The organism is Candidatus Omnitrophota bacterium (genome assembly GCA_028699255.1).
Lineage (GTDB): Bacteria > Omnitrophota > Gorgyraeia > 2-01-FULL-45-10 > 2-01-FULL-45-10 > FEN-1322.
Genome location: JAQVUX010000001.1, coordinates 101,120 through 117,259 on the forward strand (window position 1 = coordinate 101,120; position 16,140 = coordinate 117,259).

The 16,140-nt window shown below is 47.7% G+C and carries 10 protein-coding genes and 1 pseudogene; all 11 read right to left on the reverse strand.

Translation table 11 applies throughout. From position 1 onward, the window contains the following. Positions 1–20: 20 nt before the first annotated feature. On the reverse strand, positions 21–836 hold the full coding sequence (purQ, locus tag PHS46_00540; GenBank protein MDD3905001.1) for a phosphoribosylformylglycinamidine synthase I: 816 nt from the start codon (positions 834–836) through the stop codon (positions 21–23). Continuing rightward, positions 833–3,694: a phosphoribosylformylglycinamidine synthase subunit PurL gene (gene purL, locus PHS46_00545; GenBank protein ID MDD3905002.1), complete on the reverse strand. Its 2,862-nt coding sequence runs from the start codon at positions 3,692–3,694 to the stop codon at positions 833–835. Before purL ends, purQ begins: the two co-directional genes overlap by 4 nt. A gap of 39 nt (positions 3,695–3,733) precedes the next feature. Continuing rightward, positions 3,734–5,275 carry a glutamine-hydrolyzing GMP synthase gene (gene guaA, locus PHS46_00550; GenBank protein MDD3905003.1) on the reverse strand — a complete coding sequence of 514 codons (1,542 nt, stop codon included), beginning with the start codon at positions 5,273–5,275 and terminating at the stop codon, positions 3,734–3,736. Position 5,276: 1 nt separating this feature from the next. After that, entirely contained in the window at positions 5,277–6,686 is a 1,410-nt protein-coding gene (gene purF / locus PHS46_00555; protein MDD3905004.1) for an amidophosphoribosyltransferase, read from the reverse strand. After that, positions 6,683–8,227: pseudogene (gene carB / locus PHS46_00560) on the reverse strand (carbamoyl-phosphate synthase large subunit). Before carB ends, purF begins: the two are co-directional and overlap by 4 nt. 125 nt (positions 8,228–8,352) lie before the next feature. Next, a complete protein-coding gene (locus PHS46_00565; GenBank protein MDD3905005.1) occupies positions 8,353–12,084 on the reverse strand; it encodes a hypothetical protein in 3,732 nt (1,243 codons plus the stop codon). Positions 12,085–12,206: 122 nt separating this feature from the next. Next, positions 12,207–13,757, reverse strand: coding sequence for a DUF1846 domain-containing protein (locus PHS46_00570; GenBank protein MDD3905006.1), 1,551 nt, complete (start codon positions 13,755–13,757; stop codon positions 12,207–12,209). 11 nt (positions 13,758–13,768) lie between these two features. Further along, entirely contained in the window at positions 13,769–14,182 is a 414-nt protein-coding gene (locus PHS46_00575; GenBank protein ID MDD3905007.1) for a hypothetical protein, read from the reverse strand. A 10-nt stretch (positions 14,183–14,192) separates the two neighbouring features. After that, positions 14,193–14,636, reverse strand: a complete 444-nt coding sequence (locus PHS46_00580) for a phage holin family protein (protein ID MDD3905008.1) — start codon at positions 14,634–14,636, stop codon at positions 14,193–14,195. An 11-nt stretch (positions 14,637–14,647) separates the two neighbouring features. Then, positions 14,648–15,649: a tRNA dihydrouridine synthase DusB gene (gene dusB / locus PHS46_00585; GenBank protein MDD3905009.1), complete on the reverse strand. Its 1,002-nt coding sequence runs from the start codon at positions 15,647–15,649 to the stop codon at positions 14,648–14,650. After that, positions 15,634–16,134 carry a YajQ family cyclic di-GMP-binding protein gene (locus PHS46_00590; protein ID MDD3905010.1) on the reverse strand — a complete coding sequence of 167 codons (501 nt, stop codon included), beginning with the start codon at positions 16,132–16,134 and terminating at the stop codon, positions 15,634–15,636. Before PHS46_00590 ends, dusB begins: the two co-directional genes overlap by 16 nt. Between the last annotated feature and the right edge of the window lie 6 nt (positions 16,135–16,140).

A 16,140-nucleotide genomic window follows, 5' to 3' on the forward strand; every position in this document is an offset into this window, starting at 1 on the left:
ATATAACAAAATGTAAAAGATTACAAATATTTTTTAGCAAACTTGACGCCATTTTTAAATATTACGAGACCGTCGCCTTCTTCACCTTTTTTTCGTTTTACATTTAACCTGGTCCAATGCGGATCCTGAAAAATAGATATATGCCTTTCCGGATGCGGCATGAGGCCGAATATTCTGCCCGTCCTGTCGCAAATGCCCGCTATGTTATCGACCGAACCGTTTGGATTATCCGGATAGCCGCATTTTTTGCCATGAGCGTCGACATATTCCAGCGCTATCAACCCCTCTTTTTTTAGAATGCCTAATATTTTTTTATTTGCCGGTATAAATTTTCCCTCGCCGTGGGCTACGGGTAAGTGAATTACTTTTTCGATGCCGCCGGTCCATACGCACTTGTTCCTTTTCCCGCTCCCCGCCCCGTTTTTCAAATAAACCCATCGATCTTCGAATTTATTCGAATCATTCAGTGTTAATGTGGTTTCGATGGTGCAGAAGTCGCCGGAGAGGTTCGGTAAAAGCCCCGCTTTTACCAAAACCTGGAACCCGTTACAGATGCCGATTATTAATTTTCCATCTTCGATGAATTTCTGCAGGCTATCTTCGATCTTGAACTTTAATTCATTGGCGAGTATTTTGCCGCTAGCGATATCGTCCCCATAAGTAAATCCACCCGGTATGGCCAGAATGTGATAATCGTTTATATCCTTACGCCGCGCGGTTAATTCGTTTATATGCACAAGCTCTGTTTCGGCCCCTGCCGTTTCGAACGCAAAGGCCGTCTCTTTATCGCAGTTTGTACCGGCTGTACGCAGGACTATTACCTTAGGTTTTCTCATAGTTTGGCGAACGGCTTTTGCCAGGCCGCCTTAAGTTTATGTATATCCGTGCGCACTATAAGCCTGCCTTTTGTGTCGGATATTCTGAACGATGCATTTTCGGTTACTTTGCCAAGTTTCGTTATCGGCAGGCCCTTCATCTTTTTCAGGAACGCTTTTTCGTCCGCAAGCTCGACTAAGAAGCGCGTATTCGATTCGGAAAATAATAACGTGTCGTTGCGGAGCGCGCCGGAGACCTGCGCATCGACGCCAAGCCCGCCCGCAAAAGCCATCTCCGCGAGCGCTACACCGAGGCCGCCGTCGGAACAGTCGTGGCAGGAGCGTACACACCCACTGTCGATGGCGCGCGCCAATGTCTGCATGAGCCGTTTCCCGTAGAATGCGTCGACGACCGGGACACCGTTGCCGAGGTAACCTTTCATCTTGTAATACTGCGAACCTCCCAGCTCGTCAGCGGTCTTGCCCACAAGATATATCGCGTTGCCCGGTTTTTTCAGGTCCATCGAAACGGCCTTTGTTACGTCGTCCATTACGGCGATGCATGAGATAAGGAGCGTTGGCGGTATCGATATTGTTTCTGTGCCGGTAGAGTATTCGTTATTCAGGCTATCCTTGCCGGATATGAACGGAACGCCGTATGTTTTTGCGATGTCGTAACAGGCCTGTGATGCCCTGACGAGCGAACCGAGCCGGTCCGGCTTATTAGTATTGCCCCAACAGAAGTTATCGAGGATGGCCGCTTTTGTAATATCGCCGCCCACTGCGACTACCTGTCGTAGCGCCTCATCTATTACGCTTGCCGCCATCCAGTAAGGATCGATCTTGCCGTAATCAGGATTTATTCCGCATGAAAGTATTATGCCTTTGTTTGATCCGAACACAGGCCGTGTTATAGAAGCGTCGCCCGGCCCTTCGTTTATGCCCTGAAGAGGCTTCAAAACACTGCCGCCCTGAACCTCGTGGTCATATTGCCTTATTATCCATTCTTTGCTCGCGATATTAAGGTTTGATAGTAACTCTAAAAGGTCTGCGGTCAGGTCTTTTTGTATCGGCAGACGCGGTTCCGGAAAGGATTCTTTTTTCCATACAGCTTTTCGCTTTATTTCCGGAAGGCCGTTGTGTATAAAATCCATGGACATGTCGCAAACGCATTCATCATTAAAGAATAATTTTAATAGGCCGCTTCCTGTGAACTTTCCTATGACCGTTGCCTCGACGTTCTCTTTCGCGAAGACATCGATTAGCTTGTCGATCTTTTCCGGGTTTACCGAGAGGACCATTCGCTCCTGCGCTTCCGATATCCATATCTCGTCGTAATTCAAACCCTTGTATTTTAAAGGCACCTTCTCCAGATAAACTTCGGCCCCCAACTCCTCGGCCATTTCGCCGACCGCGCTCGAAAGCCCGCCCGCCCCGCAATCGGTTATGGCGCTGTAGAGGCCCATGTCTCGCGCGCGTAGCAGGGTATCGGTAACCTTCTTCTCCTGGATCGGATTGCCTATCTGCACCGCGGAGCCGGAAACGCCTTTGGATTCATGAGTAAGCTCGCCCGAAGAGAATGTGGCGCCGTGTATGCCATCGCGGCCGGTTCGTCCGCCTACAACTACGACCAGGTCGCCCTTATGCACTTTTTTAAATGACATCTCTTTAGGCATGATACCGACATTACCGCAAAATACTAAAGGATTACCCGTGAACCTTTCGTCGAATACGACAGCACCGTTCGAGGTCGGGATGCCCATCCTGTTACCATAATCGCGGACGCCGGCGACCACGCCTTTCATTATACGTTTCGGATGGAGAACGTTTTTCGGCAGTTTTTTGTACGGGTAGTCCGGAAGCCCGAAGCAAAATACGTCGGTATTTACTATAGGCTTGGCGCCGAGTCCCGTCCCCAGCGGATCGCGTATGACACCGCCCGCGCCTGTACCCGCGCCTCCGTACGGCTCGAGAGCGGAAGGATGGTTGTGAGTCTCGACTTTGAAGCAGACGTTGTTTTTTTCGTCAAAACGTATTATGCCGGAATTATCGTGAAAAACCGATACGCACCATGATTTATTAAGCTCTTTAGTCACCTTCATTATCGTCGATTTGAGAAGATTATCTATATTGGTAGTTTTGTATTTTGAATTTTGGATCTCTTCGCGATATTCGATCTTCCCGCGGAAAGTTTTGTGCTTGCAATGCTCGCTCCATGTCTGGGCGATAGTTTCCAACTCGCAATCCGTCGGGTTGCGGCCCATCTTTTTAAAATATTTCTGTATCGTTCTCATCTCCTCGATATTTAAAAATAGCTGGCCATCTTTCGAGATGTTTTTGAGTTTCATTCCGGAAGCGCCGAGGATATCCACGTGTCTTAACTCGAACCGGCATGACTCGGTTTCCGGCGTATGGCCTTCGGCGCAATCCGTAACATGCTGTATCACTTTATTGTATAGGATATTTTCGGCTATCGAGCCTATGTCTTTTTTGGTGAGATTTCCGCGGATCAGATATTTCTTGGCTGTTTTGACGGAACGGATGCCTCGGACCCCGAGATCCGAGATCGCTTTTCTGACAGATTCTTCTACCGGATCCATAACACCGGAATTATACGCGACTTCCACGGTTTTGTATTTCTTATCGTCGCCGATGTTGCCGTTATATGCGTATTCCTGGGTTATCGGATCGATGAGGAGGTCTTCGCATATCTTTTTAGTATCACGCTCTTCGAGGGTTCCTTCGAGGATATAAACCTGTATTGCTTTTACTTCGGATATCTTCTTACCAAGCCCGAGGTCGATTACATCCTTCTTGACGCCTTCGCCCACGGCATCGTAGAAATTTCTTTTTTCCCTTACTTCTATTCTCCAGAGCACGATACTAATCTTTCGTTTGTATAATTTTAAATCGTATTTTTATTCCCATTCAATGGTCGATGGCGGCTTCGAGCTTATGTCATACGCCACCCTGTTAACGCCCTTGACCTCGTTGATTATTCTGTTCGATATTTTACCCAGTACCTCATACGGTATCTTCGCCCAATCGGCCGTCATCCCATCGACGCTTGTAACCGCGCGTATCGCTACTACGCTCTCATAAGTACGTTCATCGCCCATCACGCCGACCGATTTTATCGGCAGAAGCACCGCAAAAGCCTGCCATATCTTATCGTACAAGCCCTCTTTCCGCAATACCTGAATAAAGCGGTCGTCGACTTCCCGCAGAATGTCGCACCGTTCTTTGGTTATGTCCCCGATTATTCGCACCGCGAGCCCCGGCCCCGGGAATGGATGGCGGCCAAGAACTTCGGCGGGTATCCGCAATTCTTTCCCCACTCGTCTTACCTCGTCTTTAAAGAGATATTTCAGCGGCTCTATCAATTTCAAATTCATCTTTTTCGGCAACCCGCCTACGTTGTGATGCGTTTTGATCGTAGCGCTGGGGCCGCCGAACGCGGATCGCGATTCGATAAGATCCGGGTAAAGGGTGCCCTGGGCGAGGAATTTTACATTGCCGATCCTTTTAGCCTCGCGATCGAAAACTTTAATAAATGTCCGGCCTATTATCTTGCGCTTCTTCTCCGGATCGACGACACCTTTGAGAGCGGTGAGAAATTCCACGGAGGCGTCCACGACCTTCAGATTGATCTTGAAATGTTTCTGGAATACTTCCCTAACGAGCTTCGCTTCATTTTTGCGGAGAAGGCCGTTATCGACGAATATGCACGCCAACCGGTGGCCGATAGCCTTATTTATAAGGACGGCGGCCACGGAAGAATCGACTCCTCCGGATAGCCCCAGGATAACCTTATCCTTGCCCGCGGTTTGACTTATCTCACGTATAGTCTCTTTAACAAATGACTTCATCGACCAGTCGCATCGGGCGCCGCATACGTCCTTTACGAAATTTTGCAATATAGCCTTACCGTTTTCAGTATGCGCCACTTCCGGATGGAACTGGACGCCGAATAGACGCCTGTCAAAATTCGCGAACGCCGCAATAGACGTATTGTGCGACATGCCTATGCGCTTGAATCCGCGCGGCATCCTCTTTACCTTGTCGCCATGGCTCATCCAGGTGACGCTTTTTCGCGGGATGCCGCTAAATAAAAGGCGATGATCGGTTACGTTGAACGCGGCGCGGCCGTATTCTCTCGAATGGGCCCGCTCTACATGTCCGCCGAGCGTCTTCGACATAAGTTGCATGCCGTAGCATATTCCGAGGACGGGTATGCCTAATTGGAATATACGGCTGTCGCATGTCGGCGCGTTTTTGGCGTACACGCTCGCCGGGCCACCGGAGAGTATTATTCCTCTGGTCTCTGCGGGGTTTATCGCGGTTGCCGTAATCGTCGGCGGAACTATCTCGCAGAATACGTTCAACTCGCGTATTTTACGCGCTATAAGCTGATTGTACTGCGACCCGAAATCGATTATAAGTATCTTCTCCTGAGCCATCTTATTTTATCTCCATTCCGGCGCACCGCGTTTTTTCTAATGCTTTCTTTGACGGCGGTTTACATATTGCCGTAGGATAATTTCCGGTGAAGCATGCCGTGCAGAACTCTTCCTTTGGCAACATCATGGAGCTGAGCATTCCTTCCAAGCTTAAGTATTCCAGGGAATCCACGCCTATGAACTGGCGTATTTCTTCTATAGTGTGGTTGGATGCGATAAGTTCTTTTTTTGTGGGGAAATCGATACCGTAAAAACAAGGCGATATGAGCGGCGGACAGCTGACGCGCATATGTATCTCTTTTACTCCGGCCTGTCGAAGCGCCCTCACCCTTCCGCGCGACGTTGTCCCTCGCACGATCGAATCTTCCACTATAACTACCCTCTTATCTTTTAAAACATCACGTATCGGGTTCAATTTGATTTTTACTTTAAAATCTCTTATCAGCTGGCTCGGTTGTATGAACGTCCTGCCTATGTAATGGTTACGCACATACCCCATCTCGAGCGGGATATGCGACTCCTCTGCATATCCTAATGCGGCATATGTTCCGGAGTCGGGTATCGGCATTACCATATCAGCGTCTACAGGGTGCTCTTTGGCGAGAGCTCTGCCAAGATTCTTGCGGGTAAGGTATACGCTTTTCGTGAATATGTTCGAATCCGGACGGGAGAAGTATATGTATTCGAAAATGCAGAAAGCATGCTTCTTCTGTTCCGGGGATTTTAACGAAGTAAGGCCGTTTTTATCGATTATTACTATCTCGCCGGGTTCGACATCTCGTATGTACTGCGCTTGTACCATATCGAGAGCGCACGTCTCACTCGCCACTACATACGCTCCGTCGTCGAGCTTGCCTATGCAGAGCGGCCTGAAGCCATGAGGATCGCGCATCGCGTATATGGAGTCGTTTATCATGATGACAAATGAATACGAGCCTTCCATATGCTGAGCGATCGGTAGTATTTTTGATCTATAGTTATTTTTATGATCTCGGACGAGGAAATGGACGATGAGCTCGGAATCCATAGTTGTCTGCAGTATGGAGCCGCTGTCCTCGAGCTCATTTCTTAAGGCTACGGAATTGGTGAGGTTGCCGTTATGGGCTACGGCGATAAAACCTTTTTTGTGATTTATGAGTAACGGCTGGACGTTTTTTACGGTGCTCGACCCTGTGGTCGAATAGCGAACGTGGCCTATAGCCATCGAACCTTTAAGTTTCTTAAGATCCGCTTCCTTAAAAAGATCACCTACAAGCCCCATGCCTTTGTGCAGATGGGTCTTTTTACCATCGAAACTTACTATGCCGGCCGACTCTTCCCCCCGATGCTGAAGCGCATATAAAGCAAGGTAAGCCAGCTGGCTTGCGTTCTTGTGCCCGTATATTCCAACTACACCGCAATATTCTTTCATGAATTATAATAATCCTGCAACGGTTTTACCGATATTTTTTTGCGTTTCATCATGTTCTCGATCCCGTTTACCGAGGCTTGCGCGCCGGATACGGTTGTGATGAGTGGTACATTGTGAATTATGGCATGCGAACGTATCTTAGCTTCGTCCTCTTTGGTCGCTTTGCCGGACGGAGTATTGATTATAAGCGCTATTTTACCGTCTTTCATAAGATCGAGCATGTTGGGCCTGCCTTCCTGCAATTTAGGCAGTACCTCTACGTCTATGTCACTGCTCCTGAGCGCGTCGGCGGTTCCTGACGTAGCCATTATCTTAAAACCGAGATCGAATAGTTTCTTTGCCACAAATATAATGTTGCGCTTATCCTGATTTCGCACGCTTATAAAAACGTTACCTTCGACCGGCAGGTTCTGTCCGGCCGCAAGCTGGCTTTTCGCGTAGGCGGCGCCGAAAGTCGTATCTATACCCATTACCTCTCCGGTCGATTTCATTTCAGGCCCCAGAATGGCGTCGACCCCCGGGAATCTCGAAAATGGGAACACGGATTCTTTTACGCAGACATGTTTTATCGTTTTTTCTTTTATAAACCCAATCTCTTTAAGTTTTTTCCCAAGCATTATTTTGGTCGCGAGCTTTGCCAGTGGAACGCCGATAGCTTTGCTGACAAATGGGATGGTTCTTGATGCGCGGGGATTCACTTCCAATATGTAGACGATGTTGTTTTTTACCGCGTACTGGACATTCATCAGTCCTTTAACTTTTAACTCCATCGCCATTGCGTACGTATTCTTGCGTATCGTATCGAGGATATCCTTGCCGAGTGTGTGGGGCGGCATAACCATGGCGCTATCTCCCGAATGGATACCGGCCTCTTCGATATGCTCGAGTATTCCGCCTATCACGCAGGTTTCCCCGTCGGCTATGGCGTCGACGTCGACTTCTATGGCGTCCTCCAGGAATCTATCTATAAGTATCGGACGTTCAGGCGACGCTTCTATGGCGCGAGCCATATAATCGGTCAGGCCTTTTTCGTCATAAACTATCTCCATTGCCCTGCCGCCCAAGACGAACGACGGCCGCACTACTACAGGATAGCCGATTCTATTGGCAACCTGTATAGCGTCATCAGGCGAGATGGCGGTTCCGTTATCCGGCTGGATGAGCTTGAGTTTCTTCAACATCTGCTGGAAGCGTTTTCGGTCTTCGGCGATGTCGATAGAATCCGGGCTTGTGCCCAGGATATTGAGGCCTGCCCTGGCAAGCGCGCCGGATATATTAAGAGGCGTTTGCCCGCCGAACTGCACTATCGCGCCCATAGGATTTTCTACGTCGACGATGCTCATGACGTCTTCAACCGTGAGCGGTTCGAAATAGAGCTTGTCGGATGTATCGTAATCGGTAGATACGGTCTCGGGGTTGCAGTTTATCATGATGCTCTCCACGCCCTCTTCTTTAAGCGCAAATGAAGCGTGGCAACAGCAATAGTCGAATTCTATACCCTGGCCGATCCTGTTTGGCCCGCCTCCGAGTATCAGAACCTTATCTTTATTTGATATCATATTATTATTTTTAACACGGCTATCAGTCTATGTCAAGGTCATTTGCAATCAAGGCTAACCGCGCAGGTTGACTTTTAGCCGATCGGCAGATAATTTCCGCGGTTATTTTAAGCGGCCGCCATAAACTCCTTGTAAAGGCCATTCGTCTTTAGTAACTCCTGCGTCTCCAACTCTTTTGCTCTCGGTAATAATTTAAACAAAAGATATGGTACTTCTTTTCCGTCTCCATCCTTGTTGATTATGTCTGCCAAATTTAACTTGTCGAGTGTAATGCCTTCGTTATTTAATGACTCAACAACCTCTTCCACACTGTAATTATTGTGGTGCTTTACAATCGTCAGCGTGATTATCTCCATGAGCGGGTATCGCGCTCTGCCATGAAAATCCGTCTCGTCGATATAGACGGCGTGCGCCGTATCTTCCGGGTTCGGGACGTGAATACTCCTATTCTCGCTCATATTTATGAACATCTGCCGTTTGCTCTGTCTGGCGAATACGAATACCTCGGTATTTTCATCCCTGTCCATGTCGCGCAAGAGATACGGTATCTTCTCCGCCGGTACAATCTTAACCTCCAGATTTTTCAATAATCGCGCAAGCGGCCAGTTCTTATCTGCCATGAGAGTCTGGAGCTTCGTAATTATGGCTAAAACCCTCGACCATTGCGAAGACCCGATCCCGTCCTCGAATATCAGCTTCAATTTCTTCCCGGATAAAAGTATCGAGATGACCGTCTCGAAGAAGTTCTTGATAGTTTCGTCCGGTTTAGTCAAATCGCGCAGACGCAGTGCATCTTCTTGCCCAAGCCCGGATTGGGAGGAATTGATGCTTGCTGATGTTTCAGGTACGGTCTGCATGGATGGTTCTTCGTGTATAGGCTTGACTTGGGGAGAAATATATTCTACGGGCTTCGCTTGTTGCGCTTTTCCGAGCCTCTTTAGTCTTTCCTTTGGAGTTTTCATGAATGCCGGGCGCGTTCCTCGCAATCCGCGCGACAGGCCTTCCGCAGGAAGGTCTTCCAACGGGTCATCGGTAATTTGCGGTGAAACGAACGGTTTCTCTATCGCGTTTGCGTGTGTAGCGGTTCCGCCCGCCGATTCCCGAGCTCTTACTATGACCCATAACGGGATGTATTGTTTTCTCAGTATCCCCCTAATCTGCGTCCGGGACAGAGGATGCGTCGGGCTTATTAGTTTCCAGAACTCCGCGTTTGTGGGAGTGCCTCGCAATGATCTTAGAATTTCGCGCGCTCGTTTTTGATAAATATTATTAGCCGCCATCATAGCGTTGTAGTCAATATAAACATCCTTGCACGATCTTATTTTTTCGATGTCCGATGGTTTTATTCCGATCATCGCGCCGAGCTCAGATATTTCAATGTCGAGAGCTATGCATATATCTCTAAGCCTTTTGGGCGCATTTGCGCGATAGAGAGCGCGGGCTTTTATTAGATTTGATGCAGGGTTGTTGGTAAGTAACCCCTTCCCTTTATTACCAGCCGCGATGTCATATGTTTCCCACGTAATATCGAGGGCATCTTTAATGGCCAGTATCTCTTTTTTTTGCTGATTTCTCTCGTCGGCTTTTTCGATCTCTTTTCGAAGTTTATCATTTTTAGCAAACATCGGCCTAATGTAAGGGTTATCGGCGATGCCCTCCCATACTTCCATGACGATTGTGCTGATACGCTGTTTAGTTATGCCATTATTCAAACCACATCTCACCACCGAAAGTCCGGTAATATCTCTATCGTAGAATATCTCCGCATCTCTTTTACTGCATCCGGTCTCTCGCTGTAATAATGAGATTAGGGCATTTTTGTCAGGAACTTCTCCATGCTTATCATCGTCTTTATCAGCGTCCATGTACTTTTTATACTGATTATCATCAAACACAAAATCAGGGGCCTGGCGCTCTTTGTTCCATTTTTCAGAATGTGTTGCCGCGGTTCTGATAACAAGCTTCAGTGAATAGTATAGATATGTTTTAAAAGTGGCATTATTATGCGCGGAACTCGCCCTCCGAAATTTTTTAACGCAGGTTTTTAATACAGATTTGTAAGGTATAATTTCACAAACTTCTTCAATCGAAAGTTTAAACTTACGCCTGAAACTTTTTGAAGCATCGCCCAGTTCGATCTCGGCCAATTGCGTCAATATCTTTTCGCTTGCCAAGTTAGGCGCGACACACTCTCCTCCTTTTGTGTCAAGGGCAAGCGCATCTATTTCATCGTTTGACAGTTTTTCACTCATAATAGCACCTATCGTACCGGGCAGGTACATAGCCGTAGCCGGATGCCCGGGCGCGAGAAGGCTTATTGTGCGCGTCCAGTCCTCGATCGCCTTAGGGCGCTTATCAATGCCCAGATGCTTATTTAATGCTAAAACCGCTTCTTTCAGATTAGCGGTATTAAATTCTTTCTTTGCCCATCGCAGTAAGCTAAATATTTTCCTCCCACCGAGTTCAGCGATGCGCGTTATTTTATAATCCGTAGCTATCAATTCTACAGGATCTTTCCCGAGTTGCTTAGCAAGCATTTCGATCACCAAAAACTTAGCTCGCTTTGTTGTTATGCGCCAGCGAATCAGTCTTTTTGTCGCTCCTATCGTGCGTATATTATCAATCCTTCCATCCGGGCTATATATCGGCGACTGAGATTCAGTCACATCTATAATTACCTTGGGTGGTCTTATGATGTCTAAAAGATAAGCTTTTACGCAGGATTCGATGTCCGAATATCCATCAAGATATACAGAAGCTATGGAGCCATCGTCCTGAATCGGGATCATCCGCCGTACCGCATTGCAATATTCCGTCAGAGTCATGCGCCTGCGCTGTTTTTTATTCTCTAAATAAATATCTTCCACCATGTTTCGTATGCTCGCAACCGGCGACCCTCCGCCGGCGAATGACTCATGCCGTTTTGCCGCGACACTGCGAATTTGTGCGAATATTTTATCCAGGTTTTCTTTAGATGTTATTTTTTTCCGTAAAGCCTGATAAGGCATTTTGGAATGCATGTACAGAGAATCGGGCTCGGGGTAATCTCCGTCCGTATCTAATCGCAATTCTTCATTCCCGAGAAGGAGAAATGTTTTATTTTTTAGATCGAGTTCCGGATATTTTTTTAAGAGATCTTTGATATGATCGTTAGTCATTACAAAGACAAGATCCGCGCTCTTAAGATCTTCGCGTGTTGCGCGATAAGGCGTGTGTCCGCTTAATACGCGATCTCTTGACCTGTATTCCCACGCGTAATTGGCATCCGGAAGTTTGTATATCGATCCCGAGGTTATATCCAATTTCCCCTCCAGGTCCTCGGGCGTGTTTATGCTCAATAGCCTGGCGACGAGCGGGGATCTTTCCATGTTATGACTACATAATACAAGCACATTAGTTTTTTTGATAGCATGAATTCCATTTCTTCGGCTTTCACGTGCTTTAGTCGAATGATACACTAACGCCCCCTGCGTCTCCTTGGATTTAAGGTGCCCCTGTATGCGAATAGACTTGGCCGCCGTGTTAATCACAGCATCATATTGCATAAAGCTCCGATCTGTCGTTATCGAGCATGGTACGAATATCGTGCCGTTGTCTTCGATGCGCATCTTTTCAAAATTGAATTCAAGCGATGAGTTTCGTATCTTTGGAGTTATGCGCAGTTTAAAAGACCTGATATCCGGAACGGCCAGCGTGAAATACTTTAAGAGCGCTTCGAGGGTATTTTCGTAAGAATTGATGTTAAGGTCTTGGAATGTAGTGGGTGCTTGCAGAGCGGGAGTGCCGGCGTGGGTCTCCAGTAGCTCTGGGTTCGCGCACAGGGCCTCCTGCCATAGCATTGATATGGCGAGGATAATGCTTATTGGTCGTACTATATGATTTAATTTCATGGTTTATGAATAAATATAACATGAAATTAAATGAAAACAATGCTAAAAATATAGCTTTTTTATATCTTAATTTATGTGACGAAAAGGTTTCTGGAAGAAAACTTACCATCGGAAGTAAGATTGACGCCGAGCATCTTTATCCCCGTCTCATCGCCTGGCGGCGGTATATGGGTTAAGTGCATTTCACAGCCGCGTAACTCTATAAGTCTCTTCAGCGCTATTTCTGCCGTGTGATTTGTGGCGGCGCTTATAGAAAGAGCTATCAGCGTCTCTTCTAAGTCTAAGCTTTCCGGCTCGAGTTTGAGGATGCCCTCTTTGAGTTTATTTATCTGATTGATTATCTGCGGCGACAGCAAAAGTATCTCGTCGGGTATATTTGCCAGCGTCTTTATCGCGTTAAGGACGAGCGCGGATGCGGCATGCATGAGGTCTGAGTTTTTACCCGTTATCATCCTGCCGTCTTTCAACTCTATCGCGGCGCCGCAATATATACCGGCAAACCCTTTATTCTTCTTCTCCGCCTCTTCCGCGGCTTTACGGGCCGCTTCTACGACGCGCCTGTCCGTAACCTTAACGCCCATCTCTTCCATGAGAGACGCTACCCTGTCGACCGTCTCTTTCCTCTCAATACCGAGGACGTATTCGCAGTTATAACGGAAATATCTGCGTATAAGCTCCTGCATAGCGGCGTCGCATACGGCCGCATCGTCGACTATGCCGAATCCGGCACGGTTTACGCCCATGTCCGTCGGAGAATTGTAAACCGGCAGGTTCGCGCTCTTGTCGAGTATCCGCGTGAGGATTATCTTTAATATCGGGAAGCTTTCGACATCGCGATTATAATTAATCGTCGTTTCGTTATATTTCGCCAGATGAAACGGATCGACCAGGTTGTAGTCGAGGATGTCCGCGGTCGCGGCTTCGTACGCCACATTGACGGGATGTTTCAACGGGATGTTCCATATCGGGAATGTTTCGAATTTGGCATAGCCGGCATTAATGCCTCGCTTGTGATCCTGATATAATTGGGACAGGCATACGGAGAGTTTTCCGGAATTTGGTCCGGGCGCAGTTACTACTACGATGGGCTTCGTAGTCTCAATGTAATCGTTTTTACCGAGCCCTTTTTCACTTGCCACGGTATCGACATTGGCGGGATAGCCTTCGATCGGATAATGCAAATATACCTTCACGCCGCGGCGCTCGAGCTTATTTTTAAATATAACCGCCGCTGATTGATTAGCAAAACGCGTTATGACTACCGACGATATATCGAGCCCCCATTTGCGCAGGTCATCGATGAGTTTGAATGTGGCGGCGTCGTAAGTAATACCGAAATCACCTCGCACCCTCCCCTTCTCTATATCCCCGGCATAAATAGAGAGGACTATCTCGATCTTGTCTTTTAAGGATTGAAGAAGGCGTATCTTTACGTTGGGATCGTACCCTGGCAGTACCCTCGCGGCGTGGTAATCGTAACAGAGTTTTCCGCCGAACTCGAGGTATAATTTATTGCCGAACTTTTTTACCCTGTCGGTAATGGCGGCGGTCTGCTCTTTCAGGTATTTGTCGTTATCGAATCCTATCGTGGCTGTGGTCTTGCGTGTATCATTCTTGATCATTTGTCTTATTCCTATTTTGTGTTTTCGGGTACGTTCAACTTCATACTTCTTCGATAGCTTTCGAGTTGTTTTTTGAATGCCTCATTGGCTCTTTTAAAAATATCAGAGTCCTTCTGCCACCCACGGTATTCTTTCCGGGAGTTGGCCCACTCTTCAAAGACCGCCCAGCGAAGTTTAGCCATAGCGACCTCTTCGTCAGTCAGCCCCATCTTGCTCGTCTTTCCGGCTTCTACGGTGCGCAGGTTCGTCTTGCCGGCATAGCCGGTGATCGGCCTTACCGAACCGGTTATGATATTGTACCTCGACGGTATTTTTATACCGCCTATCTCGTAATAGACCGTACGGATCAGGATAAACTTATAAACGCAAAAAGCCACAGCACCGATGAGTAAAAGGGTCAGTATCATTTTGAATTTACCGGTCATACGCTACCTCCTAAGTTTTATCTTCAACTTTTCCTTCGACGTCGATTATATTATCATCATCCGGCCGGACGCGTCCGGAGTTGCGCGTAAACGATGTTCGGGCAATGTTTATCTTTGGAGTAAGAATAAAATTCAGGATGGAACTTATGACGCTAAAGGCGAGTGCCGCCCAGAACGCGCTCCAAAAGTTTATGATCTCAAAGCCAACAACGAATTTCGATGCCAGATAAAATATGCCCGCATTGATTATGAGTGTAAAGAAGCCGAGCGTCATTATCGTGAAAGGAAGCGTGAATAGTATTATGAAAGGTTTGACGAAAGCGTTGAGTAGCCCGAGGATGAATGCCGCTACTACTATTGCGCCCCAACTGTCGGCGCTGACACCGGCGACGATATGGATAACCATGAATAGCGTTATTATGTTCACGAACCATTTTATCAAAAAGTTTTTCATCGATTATCCGTCTATTGTCGCGCCGTTTGCATCAGGCTATCGATCAATTCTATCATCTTTTCGTAACTTTTTACAACAGAAACTTGGGCGCGTGTCTCCGGGGCGCTGGGAAAGCCTTTCAAGTACCACAGCGCAACCTTGCGCATAATACCCACTTTACCGGACGAGCGGCTGTCGTTATATTCTTCGATGTACGCGAGGTGGCGTTTCAATGTCTCGAGTCTTTGAGGTAGCCCGGGTTTTGCCGGCGACGAGCCGCTTTTGAGGTATTCCTCTATTTCGGAGAATATCCACGGGTTGCCGAACGCGCCCCTGGCTACGAATACTCCGTCGCAGAGCGTCTCATCGAACATTCGCGCGGCGGAAGGGCCGTCGAAGATGTTCCCACTGCCGACGACCGGAATACTGACAGAATCTTTCACGACCTTTATAGCCGCGTAATCGATATCACCGGCATAGCCCTGGGCTCTCGTCCTGCCGTGAACGAATATTGCCCCCGCCCCGCTCGATTCGCACCCCTTCGCTATATTCGCGAGGGCTTTTTTGTCAACGATGTCATAGCCTGCGCGTATTTTTACCGTCACCGGCACGGGTAATGCCGGTACAAGCGTCTTGATTATTTTAAAGAGCGCGCTTGTGTCGCGCAATAGATATGCGCCCGTCTTCTTCTTTACGGCTTTCTTAACCGGGCAGGCCGCGTTTATATCCAGGAACGAGATGTCCGTCGAACTTATTATCTCTTGTGCCGCCTTTAGCATCATCGACGGCTCTCTTCCCAGAAGTTGGGCCGCTACAGGTTTATCGGAAGGGTTAGTCTTTAGTATCGTGCGGGTTTTGCGTTTTGGGCCATAGGTTATGGCGTTATTATCGATCATTTCAAAGAAACAAAAAGAAGCGCCGTGTTCACGCGCTATCGTTCTGAAAGCCAGGTCCGAGCATCCCGCGAGCGGCGCGAGCAGGACTCTGGACGGTATCTTTACGGAACCAATATTCAGCATTAGCGGTAATTGCAAAACGTAAGCGCCAAAGGAAAGTCAATCTTTCGCAGGTGAGTTATCACTTCCTGCAGGTCATCCTTTTTCGATGAAACGACACGTATTTTTTCACCCTCGATTTGCGCCTGAACCTTAAGGCCTAAACCCTTTATTATCGCGACGAGTTCTTTCGCCCTCTCTTTTGATATCCCGCTGGCGAGCTCCACCGATTGCTGAAGGTTGCCCGCGAAGACCTTCTCGGGATCTTTAAAGGTCAGCGATTTCAAAGATATGCCCCGTTTAACCATTTTCGACGAGAGCATATCGGCGAGAGATTTTAGTTTAAAGTCGTCGGTCGATACGAGTGTTATCTTCTTCTCGGCGCGATTGTAGTCGATCGAGGAATTGGTGCCTTTAAAATCAAATCTCTGCGCAAGCTCTTTCTTCGCCTGATTCACGGCGTTATCGGCTTCCTGGAGGTCGACCTCAGAGACTATATCGAATGAAAAATTATCTTTTGCCATAGAATG